Genomic DNA, 19,913 nt, shown 5'->3' with positions numbered 1-19,913 from the left:
ATGGCGTTCGCGGCACGGATGACACTCGAGAAGAACGAAGCAATTGCGAAACCGATGAACAATCGCTTTTTGCCGCGAACTTTGGGGGCGAGATTAACCGCTCTGATCTTTCTTTCTACATCAGTCATTCTGGCGCTCAGTGGCGCCGCGCTTTACGAGGCCCTGCGCAGCCGTATGTCCATGGCGGCAGGCGGTCATATGCAGGCCACGCTAGAGGCACTACAGGCCGATCTCGCGAGCGTGCGTGCGACAAGCCACATTTCGAACCATCCCCATGTCTGGACCGATCAGATGGATGGCCATCAGAACATGGATATGGCCATCTACGATATGACCGGAAACCGTCTTGTCAGCACGAACGGTTTTCAGCCATTTGCACCGCTCCGCGACCTGCCGCCAGGTCGCCGGAACGCTGCGTTCGATGCCAGAGGCGCGAGGTTTCGCTATATCACGGCGCTGGCGCGGCTCGCGGGATCAGACTGTGTTTCTGTGCGCGTCGTGGTGCAGTACGACAAATCGGACAACCTTGCCTCGTTGCGCGCGCACGCATGGACGATCGCGCTGATCGAAGTAGTGGGCGTCGGGATCGCAGCGGCATTCGCCTATGCCATCGCCGTGTTCGGACTCAGCCCGCTTCGACGCTTTGTCTCTTACGCAGAGGAGATGTCGTCATGTCGGCTCGCACAACCCTTGTCGGGATTCGATACATCGCAGGAACTGAAGGAACTGGAGCACGCTTTTAATGGCATGCTGGAAAGGCTGAACGATTCGTTTACGCGCCTCGGCCAGTTCTCCTCGAACCTCGCGCACGACATGCGTACGCCGTTGACGAATCTGCAGGCAGCCGCGCAGGTGGCACTGTCGCTGCCGCGCAGCACGGAGGAATATCGTGACGTCATTGAGTCGAGTGTAGAGGAGTACCAGCGTCTGTCGGGAATGATCGAAGATATGCTCTTCCTTGCACGCTCGGAAAAGGCGCACACGCTAGTCAAGGTTTGCCGGCTTGACGCCGTAGTGGAGGCCGAACGCGTCGCGGGCTACTACGAGCCCATGGCATCCGATGCGGGAGTCACCATCGAGTTAAGCGGGCGTGCCGAAGTTCGCGCGGACCTGCTGCTTTTCCAGCGTGCGTTGAGCAATCTGCTTTCCAACGCGCTCGCTCATGCGCCTCGCGGATCGACTATTTTCGTCAAGTGCCGCGAGGAAGGCGGTACAGCGGAAATCGCTGTCACGGATACGGGGCAGGGCATTGGGGGAGAGCACGTCGATCGCATCTTCGAACGGTTCTACCGCGTCGATCCGTCGCGGCACAATCTCGGCTCGGGAACCGGCCTTGGCCTGGCGATCGTGAAATCGATCATGGAAAGCCACGGTGGCCAATGTGGTGTGGAGAGCTGTCCGGGTGTGCGCACTACGTTCTGGCTCCGCTTTCCTTGCGCTGACGTACACCTGGGCGACGGTGCCGCGAACGCTTGAACCGTGACCGGTGTTTTCCTGGCGCTTGTTCACACGGTTTGCCAATTGAATCTGCAGAGCCGGATTGCCGGACATGACGCGTTTATCATCTCCGCGTCATGGAAGAGCAGCGACTGGACGGCATGCTGTGTACTCTGCCTGTCAATCGCACGATTTTATGATTTCCGAACTCGCGTTACCCGAGCAGCTAAGGCTGGCCATCACCCGTCAAACACTGGAGGTGTCTTATCAGCCTGTAATCAGGCTCGCCGACAACAAATGCGTCGGTGTCGAATCACTACTCAGATGGCGGCTGCATGGACAGGAGATCTCGCCGGAGATCTTTATCGGCGTGGCCGAACAGCATCGGCTGATGGGACCATTGACCGATCTCGTGCTCCACAAGAGCCTTGATGACCTGGCCAGCGTACTGAGCGCGGACCGGTCGTTTCGCGTTTCGATCAATGTGGGCAGCGACGATCTTCGCAGCGTCCGCTTTCTGGATGTTCTCGCGCAAGCGCTGAAATGGACGGGCGTCCGCGCTGCGCAAGTGGGCATCGAAGCCACTGAAAGAGGCTTCATGCATCCGGACGCGACGCGCAGCGTCATTGCTGCACTCAGGTGGGCGGGGCATCCTGTTTATATCGACAACTTCGGGACTGGCTATTCCTGTCTTTCTTATCTGGGAGCATTCCACGTCGACGCGCTGAAGCTCGACAAGGCGTTCGTCAATCCCGTCGAGAATGCTCACGCCAGCTGCGTGGTGGCGCCGCACATCATCGCGATGGCACATGATCTGGGAATGGAAATCGTCGCCGAGGGCATCGAATCGGCGGCGCAGGCAGAATATCTGTTGCGCAAAGGCGTGCAGTACGGACAGGGCTGGTACTTCGCGAAAGCCATGCCTGTTGCCGAACTGATACCGTGGCTGGAGCAACATGTACAGTCGGAGAAGCGGGCCGAACGCAGGCGTTGCGCCAGTTCTCCACGCTTGCAACTGCTGCGCGCGCAATAAACAAAGAGCGAAGCCCGCGAAGGCTTCGCTCTTTTACAACTAATGTACTAAAGCGTACTCAATTCATCAGCCACAAGCAGGCGCTGCCTTCTTGCACGCATCGGCCAGTTGCGGCGGCGGATCTTTCTTGAACACCGTCTTGTACGATTCGAGCACGTTCGACTGCACAACGGGCAGCGATTGCACGCCGATCCACGCTGGCGGCGTCTGACCGATCAACGCCTTCATCATCGCCATCGCTTCGGCCACGCCCTGATCATACGGACGTTGCGAACCCGTTGCCTTGAGCGGCCCGCCCTTTGCAATTTCAATTGCCGATTCGAGTCCGAGGTCGACTGTCGTCATGGGCGTATTGATGCCTTGCGCGCGCATCGACGTGAGCGTATCGAGCGCGGGCTGGTCCCATACCGCAAACACGCCCTTCACGTCGGGATTCGCGGTGAGGAAGTCGCCTGCAATCTGGCCGACCTTCGACGGGTCCGTGAACGCGACCTGCTTGACCTTGATGTCGGGGCGATTCTTCTTCAGCCATTCGTTGACGGCCTTCGTGCGCTCCGTCGTGCTGAAGTAATCGACGCCGAAGTTCACGAGACCGACCGTGCCGCCTTTCGGCACGCACGATGCAAGCACCTTCGCCGCGATCTGCCCGTTGCCCTCGCTATCCGCCGAAATCATTGCCGAGTATTGCTCAGGATGCTTGAGGCCAGTCGGCACGTTGTCCATGAACACGAGCTTGATGCCCGCCTGCGAGACTTTCTTATAGGTCGCAGCCGTTGCCGTGCCGTCGACGGGAATCGAAATGATGCCGTCGGGGTGGCGCTGAATAGTGTTTTCGATGTCGGCGATCTGCTTGTCGACCTGATACTCAGCCGATGCCGTACCGATCACTTCGACGCCGTACTTCTTCAGCGTATCGGTGATGCCCGCGACCTGCAGTTGCGACCAGTCGAGGTTCATCGTCTGCATCGAAATGCCGACCTTGAACTTGCCGGCCTTGACCTTTGCCGCCTCGGCATCCGTCAGCTTGACGGCATCGGCGGATGCCGCTTTCTCGCCATTCGGTCCCTGCCCGACGATGCCCGCCGGGCCAATCGATTTCGCAGGCAGGCTCGTGCAAGCCTGCGCAAACGCCTGCGAACAGCAGATGGCCAGCGCAGTCGCCGCCACCACACTCGCCAGCCTCGCTCCTGATACACGACGATCGTTCATGTTTTCCTCCGTTGGTCGTGATGTACTGCGTCTCCTGCCGTTTTTGGAATTGCCCTTTGTGGCCTCGCGCGCAACGCCGCATGCGCGAAAGGCCGATTGACTCTCACCGCTCGATGCTCATTTACGGGTGAATGCGACAGCCGCGACGATGATGACGCCCTTGATGACGAGTTGCAGCGACGAACTGACGCCGAGCAGCACGAGGCCGTTATTCAGCGTGCCGATGATGAGACTGCCGAGCAGCGTGCCGAGAATGAAGCCGCGTCCGCCGAACAGACTGCAGCCGCCCAGCGTCACTGATGCGATCACATCGAGTTCCATACCCTGCACGACGTCCGGCCGTGCCGCATGCGAACGCGCGGACAGTACGAGCGCGGCGAGACCGGCGAGCACGCCCGTCAGCACGAAAGCGAGCGTGGTGACGCGCCGGATGTTGATGCCCGAATAGAGTGCCGCCGTCGGGTTGCCGCCTGCCGCGTAGATCTGCCGGCCGAACACGCTGTAGTGCAGCAGCAGGATGCCGCCGATCACGGCGAGCAGCGTCCACAGGATTGGCACAGGAATGCCTGCAATATCGCCTTCGCCGAAGATCGCGATGAAGTGGTCGTTGGTGATGATCTCGGGGCGTGTGGTCGTGACCATCAGCGCCAGGCCGCGCGCCGCGCTCAACGTGCCGAGCGTGACGAGAAACGAAGGAATGTTCAGACGGGTAGTGACGAAGCCGTTGATCGCGCCGACGATCGCGCCCGTGCCGATACCGGCAATCGCGCCGACGATCCAGCTATCGCTGATGTGCGACATCGCGAGCGCGGCCGACATGCCCGACAGCGCGAGCGCCGAGCCCACGGACAGATCGATCTGCCGCGCAATGATGACGAACGTCATGCCGATCGCGATGATCGACACGAGGGCCGTTTGCCGTCCGATATTGAGGAAGTTGTCGATCGACAGGAACCACGGCGACGCAAAGCTGAACACCACCAGCAGAATTGCAAACGCGATATACAGCATGTACGGGCGATCGCCCTGTAGCAGACGCCGCGCAATGCGCCACGCGCGGCCGTGACGCTGAATGGCCTGTTGTTCTGCGGGCATCGGCGAAACTGACTCGTTCATGTTGCAAGCTCTTCGGTAGGCCGGGGAAGTTGAATGAGATGGTGCAGTTCTTCGGCGGTGCGTAACTGCGCGCGCTCGACGGTTCGCACGATCGAGCCGTCCACCACGATGGAGATGCGGTCGCACAGCCGCAACAGCTCGTCCAGATCCGAAGACACCACGACGACGCCCGTGCCCGCGCGCGCCGCGTCGCGCACCACGCCGTAGATTTCCTCGCGCGCGCCGACATCGACGCCGACGGTCGGCTCGTCGAGCAGCAACACCTTCGGCCGCGGATGATTCCATTTGGCGAACACGACTTTCTGCTGGTTGCCGCCGGAGAGAAATTTCACCTGCGTCGACGCATCGGGCGCCTTCACTGAAAGTTGCTTCATCGCCGTGCGTGCCTGTTGCGCGGCTGCTTGCGCGCGCAACCAGCCGCCGCGCGAAAACTGCGGCAGGCGCGGCAAGGTCAGATTGCGTTCGATCGAATGATCTAGCACGAGTCCTTGCAGATGCCGGTCTTCCGGCACGAGCGCGATGCCGCGCTGGATTGCGTCGCCAGGGCGGCGCGCGGCGAGCGGCTGGCCGTCGAGCTCGATCGCGCCGGCGTCGATCGGCAGCAGGCCGAAGATGGTCTGCAATATCTCGGTGCGGCCGCTGCCGATCAGTCCGGCAAGGCCATGCACTTCGCCCTTGCGCACGGCGAAATTCACGTTACGCAAACGCGCGTTGCTCACGTTCGACAGGCTCAGCACGGGAGTATCAAGTGTGCTCTGCGGTGCGGTTTGCTCTGCTGCGCTTTGCGCCGACGCGCCCGTGGTCGTTTCCTGTCTGGCCTGCATCGCAGCATGTCGCGGGCCGACGATCGCCGCGACGAGTTGTTTCATGTCGGTGTCGGCCGTGGCGAAATGGCCGGCGTTCGCGCCATCGCGGAACACGGTCACGCGCTGCGAAATGCGAAACACCTCGTTTAGCCGGTGTGTCACGTAGATCACACCGACGCCGCGCGCCGTCACGGTGCGGATCGCGTCAAAGAGAATCTGTTCTTCGCCGCCCGTGAGCGCGGATGTCGGTTCGTCGAGGATGAGCACGCGCACGTCGCCCATCAGCGCTTTGCAGATTTCCGTCATTTGCCGGTACGCGAACGGCAGCGAATCGACGTGTACGCGCGGATCGAGCGGGATATTGTGTTCGCGCAGAAAGGCGCCGACTTGCGCCATCAGTTCGCGCTGCTTGACGAAGCCGAGTCTTGTGCGCGGCTCGCGCCCGAGCATCAGATTGGCGCCGACGGACAGCGATTCGACGAGACTGAGGTCCTGATAGACGACGGCGACGCCTGCCTCGCGCGATTTCGCCGGCGATTCGAACGCGACTTTCTGGCCGGCGATTTCGATCGAGCCTTCGTCGTACGTGTGGACGCCGCTCAGTATCTTGATGAGAGTGGATTTGCCTGCGCCGTTTTCGCCGAGCAGCGCGTGGACTTCGCCCGGCAGGACTTCCAGGTTGACGCCACGCAGCGCCTGCACGCCACCGAATTTCTTGGTGACGCCTGCAACGCGGATCAATGGCACACGGGGCGATGAAGCGGCCGCGACCGCAACCGGCTCACTCATCCTGGAGTCTCCTTCGTCGGTATGACGAATTCTTATGTTTCGCGATTGAATCGCGGTGTGTGTGTTGTGATCTTCGCATCATGGGTATGGTGCGTCAATAACATTTGGTCTCTGTATTATTAGGGATTTCTTGGAGGGTTGAGATAATTGTATCGGATGTTGTTATGATTGTATCGTTTTTGGCCTTCGGGGCGGGCTTTTGCCGTTAGGGTTTTGGTGGTTTTGACTTTGTGGCGGACGGGGTGGTTTGGTCTGGTCTTTCGCTGGCATCCGCGAATTGTTAGCGTGCTTCAAGCGTCGCCCCTGTGCGGGGCGGCACCTACTTTTCTTTGCCGCCGCAAAGAAAAGTAGGCAAAAGAAAGCGGCTCACACCGCCAGTTCTAGTGTTTGCCTGAGGGCCCCCAACGGGTCTTATGCTTCAAACGGCGGTGTCTCCGTTCAGCGCATGTTGCCAACGCTCCGAATGAGCGCCTCACCCGCTTCAAATACCCGTACACGTGCGAGCGGCAGCGAATGGTTTGCGCCGCCCAGGTGGCAAACTGTATGTAGGTTGTCGCGGCGTATAACTCGGCGCTCTTACAGGGTGGAACGCATGCGCTATCGGTTCGAAGTGAGGCGCGCGAGGCACTACGGCCTACACACTGTTTGCCACCTGGGCGGCCGTGGACTATCTGGCACGGCATGGCGAAGCGCGGGTGCGTGAAGCGGGTGAGGCGCACCGCAAGAGTGCTGGCAACGAACGTTGGTCACGTGGTTGCCGTTTGAAGTGAGGGACCGGTTGGGGGCCCTCAGGCACGAAGGAATGTTGGCGGTGTTAGCCGCTTTCTTTTGCCTACTTTTCTTTGCGGCGGCAAAGAAAAGTAGGTGCCGCCCCGCACAGGGGCGACGCGTGAAGCACGCTAACAAAGCGCGGATGCCAGCGCAAAGGGCAGAACAACCAAACCGTCCGCCCCGCCCAAGGGCAAACGGCCACCACGAAAAGGCCCGTCACGCCTCGCCAACCACCTCAACCCCCGCCGCAGGCTTCACCGCAGTGGCATCACCAGCGCCACTCACACGCCCAATCCACACACACGCGAGTACCGCGGCAGCCGCCGCCAGCCATCCAACCGTCCCATAACCCGCAATCTGCCCCTGCGCAGTCGTCGACAGCAACAAACCGCCGAACCACGCCCCGCATCCCGTGCCCATAGCCTGCACCGCGCTGTTCGCGCTAAGAAACGCACCACGCGTCTGCGGTGCCGGAACAGTCGTGAGCAGCGCCTGCATCGGCACCATCCGCGACGACAACGCGACCATGAACACAGGAAAGAACAACACCAACGCATAAAACGGCAGGTCAGGCAGATGCGTGACGAACAGCACAGGCAACACCGACAGCAACGCAGCGACGCGGAACACGCGCTTCTTGCCAAAGCGATCCGAGAGCGCGCCAACCCGGCGCGACGTGAAGAAGGTAGCGGCGCCGCCCGCCATATACAGCCACGACAGATTCGCAGGCGCGACACCATGATTGGCGACAAGCGTCGGCGCGATGAACGGAATCACCAGCATGTGCCCGACCATCACGACAAACGTCAGCGCAAATGCATTCAGATGCCGCGGATTCGCAAACAGCTGCCACAGATCAGGCAACACCTGCGCGAGCGGCACGCGCTGTCTCTGCAGATGCTCGGTCAACGACGGCACCATGCGCCATCCGCCCATCCAGATCACGCAGGACAGCACAACGAGCAACACGAACGGCGATGCCCAGCCGAAATGCGCGCCAAGCATCACGCCCGCCGGCACGCCCGCGATCGCCGCCAGCGAGAAGGCCGTCATGATCGTGCCCGTCGCTGCGCCACGCCGCGCGACGGGAATCACGTCGCCGACGATCGCCATCACCACGGAAGCAAGCACGCCCCCGGTAATGCCCGCGAACGCGCGCGCCACAAGCAGCAGCGGAAAGTTCGGCGCGAGCGCGCAGCCGAGGTTCGACAGCGCGAACAGCGCGTAGATGGCAAGCAACAGACGCCGCCGGTCGAAACGGTCGATATACGTGGCGGCCAGCAGGCCCGATAGCCCGGAGCACCACGAATACGCCGACACGGCCGTCGCGAACCGCGCAGGCGAGATCTGGAACGCGTGCATGATCTGCGGGCCGAGCGGCATCATCACCATGAAATCCATGATGATCGTGAACTGCGTGAGCGCGAGCAGCCACAGCAGGCGCCGCTCGTGTGATTCGTTCAATGAGAGCAATGCATGGCTCCGTTTGATTGAGGCGTCAGTCGTCGAGATTTTCGTGGACGGCCTGCTCGCCCTGTTTCCAGTAGGCGGACGCGCGGATGCGCGATTTGTCGATGCCGCGTTCGTTGACGAGCAGCGAGCGCACCGCGCGCATCGTTGCCGCTTCGCCCGCTGCCCACACGTAGCCGTCGCCGTCCGGCAGGAACGTTTCGCGCACCGCTTTCAGCAACTCCGCACCTCGATACGCGCCTTCGCTGCGATAACGCCATTCGATATACAGATCGGTCTGCGTATCGAACTCGATGCGCGCGGAAGGATCGGCGACTTCGATCACGGCCGCGACGCGCGCGCCTTGCGGCAGTTCCGCGAGACGCCGGCCGATGGCGGGCAGGGCGGTATCGTCGCCAATCAGCAGATGCCAGTCGAAGCCCATCGGCACCACGAACGAGCCACGCGGCCCGCCAATGCCGAGATACTGTCCGGCCTTTGCCTGCGCTGCCCATTCGGCGGCGGGACCGGCTTCGTGCATCGCGAACTCCAGTTCGAGTTCGCGCGCGTCGCGGTCGAAACGCTTCGGCGTGAAATCACGCGCGACGGGGCGCGGGCGGTCGGCGGGAAACACAGGGCCGTCGGGGCCCGCTGCCGGCAGCGTCGGTTTGTCTTCGCCGGGCGCGGGGAAGAATACTTTCAGGTGATCGTCGAAGGATGCCGATACGAAGTCGTGCAGATCGTCGCCCGTCAGCGTCACGCGGATCAGGTGCGGCGTGACGGCCTCGACGGTCTTCACTTGCAGCAGACGGAATTTCAGCGGATGACGCACGCGCGTCACGGTCAGATCGGTTCGGGTTGCTTGCATAAGGTGTTCTCTCAATATCGTTGGATCGACTGCGTCAAGCGGGTTCGCCCGACGTTTTGCCGCCGTTTTCACGCGGCTTGCTTTCGATCTCGGCCGTGGCGCGCGCGAGGATCGCCGCGATGCGCCGCTGCTCGTCCGGCGATGCGTTGTCGCGCAACAGCAGTGCATGTTTCAGCGCGCGACGCGCCTGCACGAACTCCGGCAGCCAGCCGCCGTATTCGCTCGCGTCGTCGCCTGCTTCGCCTTGTTGGCCCTCGCCGGCGAACGCGCGGCGCACCGAGTCCATCTTGCGGGCGATATGCGAGAGCTTGGCGAGCATCAGGTCGGCGCGCTCGCGGTTGGCGGCGAGGTATTCGCGGCCGGCGTCCGCGAGCGAGTAGCGCTTGCGGTTGCCTTCGAGCTGCACGGTCACATAGCTGAGTTCTTCCAGATAGGTGAGCGCCGGGTAGACCATGCCGGGACTCGGCGTGTAGAAGCCGTTCGAACGCGCTTCGAGCGCCTTGATCAGCTCGTAGCCGTGGCGCGGCTGTTCGTCGATCAGCGCGAGCAGCAGCAGTTGTAGATCGTCGGACGTGAACTTGCGGCCGCGCGGGAAGCCGTCGCCTTCGCCGCCGAATCCTCCGCCGAAGCCGCCTCCGAACGGACCGCCAGCGCCGCCGCCGAACGGGCCGCCGTGCCGGCCGCCGCCGCGCTGATGGCGGCCGATCGCGTCTCTGAACATCTGGAAGCGTTCGTAAAAGCCAAAGAACGCGGGATCGCGGGCAAAGTCGGCGTCGCGGGTGAAGTCACGGGAAAAACGATGATGGTGATGGCGCATGTCGGCATCTCCGAATGTCTTAAGATGTATCGTAAGATATATATCTAAAGATAGTTCGTCAAGCCAAATCTCGAATTTTTATGGGCGCACAACAGAGTCTGCGGGATCGTAAGGTTCGTCGTTCCGGTACGCCAAAGTCTGCGGCATCGTGAAAATTTGGTGTGCGGCGCACAATCTTGAGTGCGTTATGACTATCGCTGTCGGATTTTCGATAGTCAGCGCGACCAAGCCGCGCCAAGGTGGGCTGGCGGCCGTAGCTGTTCGCGTCGGTGCTCATTCAGCCGGCCCCCGTTCAGGGCTGGATGGGACACGCCCGAGCCCGCACTCGCGAGCGGTCCTTCCCGTACACGAAAACCCGGCCATTCGAACGGCTGAACCTGGCTTGAGGACAGTCATTCGCAGATGTTTAAAGCCCTGGGAACGGTACACCCGCAAAGATTGCGAACAATTGCATCATGCAAGGTACCGATCGCTGATCGCGAGCTAAAGGCTGAACTGAATCACATGCAGTCACGCGTTTTTTTATAGCCACCCCAACAGGCATCAAGGTTTCTGGTATGCGTTGCATCAATCTTCCAGATGACTAAACCTGTCTTTTGATATCACGTCTCGACGGCTGTACTTCCAGGCGCCGTTCTCGCGCTTGAGCCAATCGTCATAGACGCAAATGTAGCCGTCAATGGCACCATCCTTTTTCGTAAAGAACTGGAGATAGCACTTTTGACGAGCGTTTTCACCGTCGCCCGAAATAATCTCATTCGTAGTGAGGTGATACATGGTCCCGAACGTTGCGATGCCCGTAGGAACGAAAGCCCTCAATTGCTCGGTTCCTTTTGGTGTTTCTCCCTCGATCGCAGCATTGAAGGCTCCGTCGGTGGTGAAGCAACTCGCCCATGATTCAGCGTTGCCTTCGTCGATCGAGAAGTTGTATTTCGCGTTTAATGCCTTGATTTCCTGAATATCACTGGGTGTCATTCTGGTCACTTCGATAAAGGTTATCGGATTGCGTTGCGGAAAACGGCTCATAGGCATGAGTCTCACGATTGCCGGGGCCGCTTCTCAAAGACATCCTTCACGATTGGCAGTGCCGTAAAGGCGCTAGACCAGCCCGAGTAAAACGCAAGTTGCGTCATCACTTCCGACATCTGCTCCCGGGTTAATCCGTTGTCCATGGCCCGGCTGATGTAACTGGCCAATTGCGGGAACTGCCCCGTGGCAACCACCGTACTGAGCGTCGCGATGCTGCGGTCGCGCGGCGACAATTGCGGGCGATTCCACAGATCGCCCAGCAGGACATCAGTCGTATAGCGCTCAAGCGCTGGCGAGACAGCGTGGATACCGTCAAACGTGCTGATGGATGAGTCGTTAGTGGGGGTTGCCATACGTGTCCTGATTCGATTGACGAGCGGCCGCGAAGCAACGGAGAAAGTGTGGCGGCCGCCGAACGTCGTGTCGCTTAACGGCCTGCGCTCTGGCCGCCGTCGACGTGCATGATCTCGCCCGTGATGAACGTTGCCGAATCCAGGAACAGAATCGCGTTGGTGATATCGCTCATCTCGCCCATGCGGCCCAGCGGATGGAGGCTATTGAGCATGTCGTGATATTCCGCCGGGTGCATCGGCGTCTTGATGACCCCCGGCGCAACGGCATTGACGCGAATACCTTTCTTGGCGTACTCAATCGCCAATGATTTCGTGGCGGCGTTCAGACCACCCTTCGTCAGCGCTGCCAGTACCGAATACACACCGCTGATCGCCTGGTCCACGACGCTGGCGGTCACGCTAACCACGTGGCCGCTCGAATGCTTTTCCATTTCGGCAATGGCGAGTTGCGTGATGTAAAAGAAGCCTGCCATATTCACATTCGTCACCGCGGCGTAGTCTTCGGCGGTGTTTTCGGTGAAAGGCTTGCCGATGTAAATGCCCGCGTTGTTCACCAGCGTGTCGATCCGGCCGAACTTTGCGACGCCTTCGGAAATGACACGTTGAGCGACCGCCGGATCACCAATATCGCCGGCAACCGTCAGGATGTTCGGATCTTCCGACGGTTTGATCGAACGCGACGTTGCGACGACGCGACAGTCGAGCTTGCGAAATGCCTTGACCACGTCGGCACCAATTCCTTGTGATGCACCGGTAACGACAACAACCTTCTGTGATGTGCTCATGCTTTACTCCGAAAATGTATTTGTCTGGCTTTGACGCCACTCGGACCGATGGTTTTGTGGCGTCCATTGAACGTGGAAACGAGATGCCTCGCGCGCAGGCAAGCGGTTGAGCCTGCACGACAGGTCAATTCGTCAGGGGACGAGAGGATCAGCAGTAAGCGCTCGCATGCTGGGCACTCTCGACATGTCGCCTCTTTCAAGGGCAATACGGGGCAGCGCGAACTAGTTCGCCGTATAGGGCATGTAGTCGATGTAGCCTTCGGCACCACCGCCGTAAAAAGTGTTGGGATCAGGGGGTGTCAGCGGCCAATCGTTCTGAAGCCTGGCGACAAGATCGGGATTGCTAACAAACGTCGCCCCAAACGCAGCGAGATCAATGAGATTGCTTTCTATCATCTGCTCGGCGTGTTCCCGCGTCATTCCGCCTGCCAGAATGAGCGCAGTACGTGAAAGATGGACTTTCATTTTTCGCAGCAGCCCATTGAATCCTGACGCGCCCCCGGTTTCTATGACCTTATCCGGTCGAGCGAACCCCGACTGGTTCATGACATGGACATAGGCAAGCTCTCGCTGCCCGATCTGTCTGGCAAGTTCCGTATACGTACTGTCGATCTCCTCGTAGAGAGGCATGTCAAAAAGCTTCCCATACGGAGAGATGCGGATACCCACACGCTGGGCGCCGATCCGTTGCACGACCGCATCGATCACCTCAAGGACGAAACGCAACCGGTTGCCGATCGTGTCACCGGCGTAGCGATCGGTTCGATCATTGACAAGCGGGTTCATGAACTGCTCCAGCAGGTACCCGTTTGCTCCATGAATTTCTACGCCGTCGAAACCTGCTTCGATCGCGTTCTGGGCAGCCTGCGCAAACTCTCCCACAACCCGTGCGATCTCGCTGGTTTCGAGCTGACGAGGGGCGGGCGGTTCAACGAAGCCAGGCTTTCCCTTGTCGTCATATCCAAAAGCCGCCGCACCCACCGCGCGCTTCGACGATCCACTCACAGGCAGTTGCTGGTCCTGATAGATCGACGGATGTGACACCCGGCCAACATGCCATATCTGGGCAAAAATCTTTGCGCCGACAGAATGGACGGACTGGGTTGTCAATCGCCATCCAGCAATCTGCTCTGCGGAGAAAATGCCCGGATTGAACAGGTATCCCTGCCCCTCTCGAGATATTGGCGTGCCCTCGCTGACGATCAACCCGGCGGTGGCTCGTTGCGTGTAGTAGAGCGCAATGCGCTCATCCGCGATGTCGTGGGGGGCACGTGAGCGCGTGAGCGGTGCCATGACGATACGATTCCTGAGAGCCATGCCCTGGAGATCGAAGGTTTCAAAGAGGCTGTTCATCGTGTGGGGACCTGCATGATTGATCGTAATGACGGGGAGGCTGCAAGCTACGGAGCAATGCTGCATAGACACGGCGCCGTGACGTTTGGATTGCTAACCCCGTACATCGCAAAACCCGGGAGCGCATGGAGAGGAACCTGACGAAGAAGATGGTAGGTGAATGTGATATCTGCAACAATTCGTCGATACAGCAAATCTTTTTTGTCGAAACAGCATTTTTGGTCCCATTTGCCCTGCGGTTCGCTTGCGGATGAGTCCGGGACGGTCCAGCTCTCAGAGACTCACGCGGACTGACGCAGTGCCACCCCTAGGCCCGGCAGGCGTCTTCAGGGAAACGGGCCGCTTCATCGCTACGAGGCACCCATGAACCTCCAGGCCTTACGCTACTTTTTGATGGTCTCGACGACTGGCAGTTTTCTTGCCACCGCCCGGCACTTTGAGGTCCCTGCGTCATCAGTGTCGAGATTTGTTGCGTCGTTGGAAAAAGAACTGGGGCAGCAGCTGTTTTATCGGAGCACGCGTGCGGTCAGGCTCACCGAGCAGGGACAGCGCTACTACACGCAGGTACGGGAGGCCGTGGAGTTGCTGGATAGCGCGGCCGACCAACTCGCGAACCGGGGTACCGGTATCCGGGGGTTAGTCAAGATCAATGCGCCAGAAGCGCTTGGCAGGCTGCATATTGCCGGGCTGGTCAATGAGTTGCAGCGCCAATATCCGGATCTGTCGGTCGAACTCACGCTCACGGATGCCTTCATTGATCCGGTGCAAGAAGGTACTGATGTGACGATCCGGGTGGGGCGGCTGGTGGATTCAGGGCTGATAGGTAAAGTTGTGAGTGCCCACCGATACCGGATTGCCGCGAGTCCTGAATACCTCGCAGGGCGCGGTATTCCGCAGACCCCGGCAGACCTCATGCAGCACAATTGTCTCTTGTACAAGGGGCAGCAGGGATCGCAGAGATGGTATTTCAGGCGCTCCTCCAAAGAGAACTTCGAGTCACTCGATGTAAGCGGCTCTTTGCGAAGTAACAACGCAGAGGCGCTGGTTGCGGCTGCTTTGGCAGGACGGGGAATCGTACTCTTTCCGAGCTGGCTGTTCGCCCCGACAAGCTTCAAAGAAGGGAAACTCGTGAGCCTGCTGACAGACTGGGATATCTCAGCGTCGGCTGAAGAGTTGTACGTTCAAATTCTTTCGCCTGAGAACAGACTGCGTTCCCATAAGGTGCGCGAAGTATCGGATTTCCTTGTCAAGGCAATCGGGTCGCCTCCGTACTGGGATAACGTGTAACTTTTCTTGGCGCACAACGCCGCGACAAAGTCTGGACGCGAGTGAACAATCGTGGCGCGTTTGCGCGAACCACTTCCCGGTTCCTGAAATTGACAATGTCAGAAAACGATCTTTCGTTTATCTGACTTTGCAGATATATTGGCGATAATAATCGTACGACGGAAATCAGACTGGAGGGCGTAGCAGTATGGAGCACGATTCGATAGGACAAAGCAACGCGATGACGTCGAATGTCGCTGCCGACAAGGATCTCAAGTCATGAAGGTAGCGATTGTCGTGTTCGACGGGGTAATGGCGCTGGACGTTGCAGGGCCACTGGATGTGTTTGCCGAGGCGAATGCATTCCTGCCGCGGGACCAACAGTACGAAATCACGCTGGTTGGGATGCATTCTGAGAGCGTCCGGTGCTCCAACGGTCTGGAACTCAAGGTTGGGATCGATTACCTGCAATATGAGGATCAACCCGATCTGCTCCTCGTGGCGGGCGGCCCGAGACTTCCCGATCTATGCCCTCCGAACAGTTTTCTCCAGTGGCTCAGGACGCAGGCGGAAAGTTGCGCGCGCTTTGGATCGGTTTGTAATGGCGCGTTCCTTTTGGGACACGCCGGACTGCTCGACGGCAAAGAGGTGACCGCGCATTGGCATGACGTAGACCGCCTCGCGCTACAGTTTCCAGACGCTTACGTTCAGCCCGACAAGATCTTTGTTCGTGACGGCAATCTCTTCACCTCTGCAGGCGTTGCGGCGGGCGTCGACCTCTGTCTTGCCCTGGTGTCCGAGGACTGGGGCCACGAGATTGCGCTGCGCATTGCGAAGCGGCTCATAGTATATATACGCCGTGAAGGTGGACAGTCGCAATACAGTCCCTATCTGGCTGTGGGCCCGAAGGAGGAGACCGTCGTCGCGAAGGTTTTGCGCTATGTCACTGATAACATCAGCGAGCAGTTGTCTATCGAACAGTTGGCTGACGCCGTAGGCGTCAGTCGGCGCACGTTCTCGCGGATCTTCGCAAAACACGCCAATATGACGCCGTCAGCCTTCGTGGAGCAGATCCGGATTGATTTCTCGCGCAAGTTGCTGGGGGAGACCGATCTGCCTCTAAAAACGGTGGCGTATCGATGTGGGTTCCACAGCAGTAGTCAAATGCGGGCTATATTCGCAAGGAGGCTTGATACAAACCCTAGCGAATATCGTCAACGAGTTCGCCGTCAAACTTCCGCGAAGTCTGGGGGAGAGTTTCGCGATGCGTCCACGCCCATGCGCGCGCAAAATCTCACATCAAAGTTCAGTGAAGTCCGAGCAGCTTAGTCGCTGACTATCGGACGATCCGCCAACCGCGGATCTGCTGCCGCCCGCGAGTGAGCAAGGTCGGACGCGGCAGGCGCGGCACGACTGTCGTGATCAGTCGGAAAGCGTTCCGATTCCCGGCGCTGCAATCATCACCGACTCGCGCAGTCGTCGCGTCGTCTCACTGATGTTGTTGATGATTCTTGCGCTGCCGTTCTCGTAGCCGATCTCAACATCTTCGAGCAGTCAGACCGATGAGCGAGAACATCGTTGACGGGAGCGGTGAAGGTCAACAGGCGTCGCCGTCGAAGGAATGGCTGACGCGAAGTAAATCGAGCAAAGTGAAGACGAGGCATCGAGTCGGCGTCGGCAATGCCCGTATTCGAACCGGGCAAGAATGATTTCGCAGTAGCTGTTGTAAGTCGGTGAATATTCCGAGTGGCAGCGGTTTTTGAATCAGATACAGTTGACTCGCCAAAATTAGCTCTGACGGGACCGCTACCGCATGGACACTATTCCGCAAAGAAATGAAGGTGATGTCGACCTCGACCTCCACCACTTGCAAGTATTCGACGTGTTGCTGGCCGAACATAGCCTGACCAAGGCTGCGCGTGTGCTGAATCTTTCGCAGCCTGCGTTGAGCAAAACGCTGGCACGACTGCGGCTGTATTTTGGAGACCCGCTTTTTGTGCGTGTCGCGCTGCGGATGGAGCCCACTCCGAAGGCGCTTGAACTCGCAGAACCCGTGAGGACGATACTAAAGAAAGTGAGCACGCTGCGCTCGGAGCATGCGTCATTCGATCCAAAAACGTCTACGCGAAAGTTCAGTTTCTTTCTTATAGATGCGGGTGTGGTGAAGATATTCCCGACACTGTTGAACTACCTGGCTTCTGAAGCGCCTGGTATATGCGTCCAGTCGATTCCGTGCGATGCACAACATCTGGATTTGTGGCTCGAATCTGGGCTCGTCGATCTGGCGATCGGTTCCTTCCCTTCGCTGACCATGGGTATTCGGCGTCTGCCACTGTGGACCGAGACATACGTCAGCCTGGTGCGCAAAGACCATCCGCGAATAGGTGCGCATCCAAGCAAAGAACAGTTTGTCGCTGAGAAGCACGCGCTCGTGTCCGCGCTGGGCACGGGGCACGAGCACCTGTCAATTGAGCGGATCATTGAGTCGGAGGTGCCACGCAGAAATATCGTATGCCGCGTTCCCGTATTTACCTCGGCAGCACAAATCACGAAACACTCCGACGTAATCGCGACTGTGCCAAAGACGCTCGCGGTGACAATGAGCCACGACCTCGACCTGCAATTGGTTGAGCCGCCAATTTCTTTGCCCAAGCTTCAAATCGCTCAGTATTGGCACGATCGGTGCCATCTTGAACCCGGCAATCAATGGCTCCGAAATGTGTTTCGCAAGCTGTTTTCGACACCGGCGTAAAGCGTGAGCGCGTTCGGGTCTGCATCGAACAGAAATCGGATGCAGACCTGAAGCTGAGGCTTTTTATCTGTTGGAATGCCGCTTCTGCGCGTTGTCTTAGTCTACGGGGTTTAAGACGAAATCGTAATTCAATGTATAGCCTCCGTTGGGCTGCCTGATCCAGTCGGCCACCAATGTTTGTCGTACGCCAAAAACAGCGTCGGAATCCAGATACTGGTCGCCGTTACGAAACACGTGTGTAACCAACGTCTGGTAGTGTTTCGCCTTGATCATGAAATGAAGATGCGCGGGGCGCCACGGGTGGCGTCCGGTTGCACGCAGCAAGTCACCCACTGGACCATCGACGGGAATAGGGTAGGCGACAGCGACAACGGTACGAAACTCAAAACTTCCGTCCTGTCGCGATTTGAGCACCCCTCTAGCTTGATGGGTCTTCAGATCCGGATACTGAACGTCGTAGTTTCCTTCGGCGTCGGCCTGCCAGACTTCCAGCTCTGCCCCAGCAACGGGTACGCCGTTTCGATCCTTCACGGTACCGCGTACGAGGCAAGGTTCACCCACTGCGCCGTTGGCAATATCGGCACCATTGTCATACACGGGCGCGCCCTCGACGTGAAACGGTCCGAAAACAGTCGACTCCGTACAGCCCTCTGGCTTTTTGTTGTTCATCGCAACCGTCAGCATCGATAACCCGAGGACGTCGCTCAACAAGATGAATTCCTGCCGTTTGTCGCTACATTTCTGCCCAGTCGCCGTCAGAAACAAGATCGCTTCATGCAACTCTTTTTCGGTCAGTTCGACCTCCCGCGCGAAGTTATGCAAATGAGTGATCAAACGGACGAGTATCAACTTCAGGCGAGGATCGGGGGTGCCGGATAAGAGATCGACCACTGCTTGCGTCACGGTGTGTTCGTCGAGGTTGCGCATGTTTGTCTCTCAATGTTGAGTGCTGGTGATCAAACGAGGCGTCTGAATTAACAGTGCCTTATGCCGTGCATCGTGCAATCAGATAGGCGGTCGTACACCTTCGTACGCATCCTGCAGTAATTGCCTTATAGCCAATTTCTCTAGCGGACGAGGGTTGGGATACTGATTCTCCAGCGCGATAGCGCATGCCTTGTCGAGATCCGACGCTTTCATTCCGATATCCTTCAGGGCAAGAGGTGCGCCATTCATTTTCGCCAGATCGAAAGTGGCTTGCGGCGCGCTGTTGCCATTTAGCGCGCCAGCGATGCGCTCCATTGAACGGGAGGCGGCCATTGCGTTATAGGCAAGTGCATGTGGCAAGACAATGGTGTGAGTTTCTGCGTGCGGCAGGTTGAAAGTGCCGCCTAACGTATGGCAAAGTTTATGATGCAGAGCCATGCTGACGTTCCCTAGCACGGAACCACACAGCCACGCACCATAGAGCACGTCCGAGCGCGCGCGCCGAACTTCCGCATTGTCAGCGTCGAGTGTCAGAAGCGGGAGCGATCGTCCGATGGCGGCAATTCCCTCGACCGCCATCAGGTTTGTAATCGGATTGGCGTCTATGGCGTAAAGACCTTCCGCCGCGTGAGCGATCGCATTGATCCCGCTGCTGACGCTCAACGAAACCGGCAGCGAGTACGTGAGTTCGGGATCGTAGATCACTGTCTTTGGCATCACGCGAATATCGCGGCCGGTCTTCTTCAACCCCGCTTCGGTTATGCCGTAGATCGGTGTCATCTCGGAACCGGCATAGGTCGTCGGAACGGCAAGAATCGGAAAGTCCGACTCGAGTGCAATAGCCTTTCCAAGTCCTGTCGTCGACCCACCGCCGATTGCTATCGCGCAGTCGGCATCCAGACGGCGCGCAAAATCGCGCGCTTCGCGGGCGATCTCAACGGGTACATGCATGGTCGCCCGATCGAACACGCCGGCGACGCGAGGTCCGAGCATCTCCGCTAGTCGTTCTGCATCCCGACGCTGATCAGGTGTGGCGAGTACGAGTGCGCGACGGGCGCCAAGCAGATCGACTTCTGCTTCGATCTGGGCTAGAGCCCCGACGCCAAAGACAACTCGCTGTGGACGGCTCGTATAGGTAAAGTTATTCATGATT

General features: G+C 58.9%; 18 protein-coding genes. 6 read left to right on the top strand and 12 right to left on the bottom strand.

Annotation, left to right across the window (positions count from 1 at the left end):
- Positions 1–54: 54 nt before the first annotated feature.
- Entirely contained in the window at positions 55–1,476 is a 1,422-nt protein-coding gene (locus BLT65_RS38960) for a heavy metal sensor histidine kinase (protein WP_091788689.1), read from the top strand.
- 73 nt (positions 1,477–1,549) lie between these two features.
- On the top strand, positions 1,550–2,470 hold the full coding sequence (locus tag BLT65_RS38955) for an EAL domain-containing protein (protein WP_091788572.1): 921 nt from the start codon (positions 1,550–1,552) through the stop codon (positions 2,468–2,470).
- Between the two features lie 66 nt (positions 2,471–2,536).
- On the opposite strand, the gene BLT65_RS38950 is transcribed toward BLT65_RS38955, so the two are convergent.
- The 10 genes from BLT65_RS38950 to BLT65_RS38905 all read right to left on the bottom strand — a co-directional run bounded on the left by BLT65_RS38950 (position 2,537) and on the right by BLT65_RS38905 (position 13,815).
- Positions 2,537–3,679 carry a substrate-binding domain-containing protein gene (locus tag BLT65_RS38950; protein WP_091788569.1) on the bottom strand — a complete coding sequence of 381 codons (1,143 nt, stop codon included), beginning with the start codon at positions 3,677–3,679 and terminating at the stop codon, positions 2,537–2,539.
- Between the two features lie 117 nt (positions 3,680–3,796).
- Positions 3,797–4,795 (bottom strand): ABC transporter permease, encoded by a 999-nt coding sequence (locus tag BLT65_RS38945; protein ID WP_091788566.1) that lies wholly within the window; start codon positions 4,793–4,795, stop codon positions 3,797–3,799.
- Entirely contained in the window at positions 4,792–6,390 is a 1,599-nt protein-coding gene (locus tag BLT65_RS38940) for a sugar ABC transporter ATP-binding protein (protein ID WP_091788563.1), read from the bottom strand. The genes BLT65_RS38945 and BLT65_RS38940 overlap by 4 nt, the downstream gene beginning before the upstream one ends.
- A 987-nt stretch (positions 6,391–7,377) precedes the next feature.
- The gene (locus BLT65_RS38935) at positions 7,378–8,634 is read right to left on the bottom strand and encodes an MFS transporter (protein ID WP_042316888.1); all 1,257 of its coding nucleotides are present in this window, start codon (positions 8,632–8,634) and stop codon (positions 7,378–7,380) included.
- Positions 8,635–8,659: 25 nt separating this feature from the next.
- A complete protein-coding gene (locus BLT65_RS38930) occupies positions 8,660–9,478 on the bottom strand; it encodes a siderophore-interacting protein (protein ID WP_081921562.1) in 819 nt (272 codons plus the stop codon).
- Positions 9,479–9,512: 34 nt separating this feature from the next.
- Positions 9,513–10,295: a PadR family transcriptional regulator gene (locus BLT65_RS38925; RefSeq protein ID WP_091788560.1), complete on the bottom strand. Its 783-nt coding sequence runs from the start codon at positions 10,293–10,295 to the stop codon at positions 9,513–9,515.
- A 567-nt stretch (positions 10,296–10,862) separates the two neighbouring features.
- On the bottom strand, positions 10,863–11,327 hold the full coding sequence (locus BLT65_RS38920; RefSeq protein ID WP_244186948.1) for a nuclear transport factor 2 family protein: 465 nt from the start codon (positions 11,325–11,327) through the stop codon (positions 10,863–10,865).
- Positions 11,328–11,332: 5 nt separating this feature from the next.
- Entirely contained in the window at positions 11,333–11,677 is a 345-nt protein-coding gene (locus BLT65_RS38915; protein WP_244186946.1) for a carboxymuconolactone decarboxylase family protein, read from the bottom strand.
- 74 nt (positions 11,678–11,751) lie between these two features.
- Complete coding sequence (locus BLT65_RS38910) at positions 11,752–12,462, bottom strand: SDR family NAD(P)-dependent oxidoreductase (RefSeq protein WP_091788554.1); 711 nt, start codon at positions 12,460–12,462, stop codon at positions 11,752–11,754.
- Between the two features lie 222 nt (positions 12,463–12,684).
- The gene (locus BLT65_RS38905) at positions 12,685–13,815 is read right to left on the bottom strand and encodes an alkene reductase (RefSeq protein ID WP_091788551.1); all 1,131 of its coding nucleotides are present in this window, start codon (positions 13,813–13,815) and stop codon (positions 12,685–12,687) included.
- Between the two features lie 363 nt (positions 13,816–14,178).
- On the opposite strand from BLT65_RS38905, the gene BLT65_RS38900 reads away from it, so the two are divergent.
- The 4 genes from BLT65_RS38900 (at position 14,179) to BLT65_RS38890 (ending at position 17,833) form a co-directional block, all read left to right on the top strand.
- On the top strand, positions 14,179–15,102 hold the full coding sequence (locus tag BLT65_RS38900; RefSeq protein WP_091788548.1) for a LysR family transcriptional regulator: 924 nt from the start codon (positions 14,179–14,181) through the stop codon (positions 15,100–15,102).
- A gap of 258 nt (positions 15,103–15,360) precedes the next feature.
- The gene (locus BLT65_RS38895) at positions 15,361–16,410 is read left to right on the top strand and encodes a GlxA family transcriptional regulator (protein WP_091788545.1); all 1,050 of its coding nucleotides are present in this window, start codon (positions 15,361–15,363) and stop codon (positions 16,408–16,410) included.
- Between the two features lie 233 nt (positions 16,411–16,643).
- The gene (locus BLT65_RS47455) at positions 16,644–16,790 is read left to right on the top strand and encodes a hypothetical protein (protein ID WP_167306617.1); all 147 of its coding nucleotides are present in this window, start codon (positions 16,644–16,646) and stop codon (positions 16,788–16,790) included.
- A 104-nt stretch (positions 16,791–16,894) separates the two neighbouring features.
- Entirely contained in the window at positions 16,895–17,833 is a 939-nt protein-coding gene (locus tag BLT65_RS38890) for a LysR family transcriptional regulator (RefSeq protein WP_086918438.1), read from the top strand.
- A 96-nt stretch (positions 17,834–17,929) separates the two neighbouring features.
- On the opposite strand, the gene BLT65_RS38885 is transcribed toward BLT65_RS38890, so the two are convergent.
- Entirely contained in the window at positions 17,930–18,760 is an 831-nt protein-coding gene (locus tag BLT65_RS38885; RefSeq protein WP_091788542.1) for an intradiol ring-cleavage dioxygenase, read from the bottom strand.
- A gap of 78 nt (positions 18,761–18,838) precedes the next feature.
- On the bottom strand, positions 18,839–19,909 hold the full coding sequence (locus BLT65_RS38880; protein ID WP_091788540.1) for a maleylacetate reductase: 1,071 nt from the start codon (positions 19,907–19,909) through the stop codon (positions 18,839–18,841).
- Positions 19,910–19,913 lie beyond the last annotated feature (4 nt).

The organism is Paraburkholderia steynii (assembly GCF_900100565.1).
Taxonomy (GTDB): domain Bacteria; phylum Pseudomonadota; class Gammaproteobacteria; order Burkholderiales; family Burkholderiaceae; genus Paraburkholderia; species Paraburkholderia terrae.
Note: the sequence above shows the minus strand (reverse complement) of the source record. Positions and strands in the feature narration are given on the sequence as shown.

Bases quoted from the DNA above. Each gene is read 5' to 3' on its own strand.
- BLT65_RS38960 (WP_091788689.1), top strand. From the start codon at position 55: ATGAACAATCGCTTTTTGCCGCGAACTTTGGGGGCGAGATTAACCGCT.
- BLT65_RS38955 (WP_091788572.1), top strand. From the start codon at position 1,550: ATGACGCGTTTATCATCTCCGCGTCATGGAAGAGCAGCGACTGGACGG.
- BLT65_RS38950 (WP_091788569.1), bottom strand. From the start codon at position 3,679: ATGAACGATCGTCGTGTATCAGGAGCGAGGCTGGCGAGTGTGGTGGCG.
- BLT65_RS38945 (WP_091788566.1), bottom strand. From the start codon at position 4,795: ATGAACGAGTCAGTTTCGCCGATGCCCGCAGAACAACAGGCCATTCAG.
- BLT65_RS38940 (WP_091788563.1), bottom strand. From the start codon at position 6,390: ATGAGTGAGCCGGTTGCGGTCGCGGCCGCTTCATCGCCCCGTGTGCCA.
- BLT65_RS38930 (WP_081921562.1), bottom strand. From the start codon at position 9,478: ATGCAAGCAACCCGAACCGATCTGACCGTGACGCGCGTGCGTCATCCG.
- BLT65_RS38925 (WP_091788560.1), bottom strand. From the start codon at position 10,295: ATGCGCCATCACCATCATCGTTTTTCCCGTGACTTCACCCGCGACGCC.
- BLT65_RS38920 (WP_244186948.1), bottom strand. From the start codon at position 11,327: ATGCCTATGAGCCGTTTTCCGCAACGCAATCCGATAACCTTTATCGAA.
- BLT65_RS38915 (WP_244186946.1), bottom strand. From the start codon at position 11,677: ATGGCAACCCCCACTAACGACTCATCCATCAGCACGTTTGACGGTATC.
- BLT65_RS38910 (WP_091788554.1), bottom strand. From the start codon at position 12,462: ATGAGCACATCACAGAAGGTTGTTGTCGTTACCGGTGCATCACAAGGA.
- BLT65_RS38905 (WP_091788551.1), bottom strand. From the start codon at position 13,815: ATGAACAGCCTCTTTGAAACCTTCGATCTCCAGGGCATGGCTCTCAGG.
- BLT65_RS38900 (WP_091788548.1), top strand. From the start codon at position 14,179: ATGAACCTCCAGGCCTTACGCTACTTTTTGATGGTCTCGACGACTGGC.
- BLT65_RS38895 (WP_091788545.1), top strand. From the start codon at position 15,361: ATGAAGGTAGCGATTGTCGTGTTCGACGGGGTAATGGCGCTGGACGTT.
- BLT65_RS47455 (WP_167306617.1), top strand. From the start codon at position 16,644: ATGAGCGAGAACATCGTTGACGGGAGCGGTGAAGGTCAACAGGCGTCG.
- BLT65_RS38890 (WP_086918438.1), top strand. From the start codon at position 16,895: ATGGACACTATTCCGCAAAGAAATGAAGGTGATGTCGACCTCGACCTC.
- BLT65_RS38885 (WP_091788542.1), bottom strand. From the start codon at position 18,760: ATGCGCAACCTCGACGAACACACCGTGACGCAAGCAGTGGTCGATCTC.
- BLT65_RS38880 (WP_091788540.1), bottom strand. From the start codon at position 19,909: ATGAATAACTTTACCTATACGAGCCGTCCACAGCGAGTTGTCTTTGGC.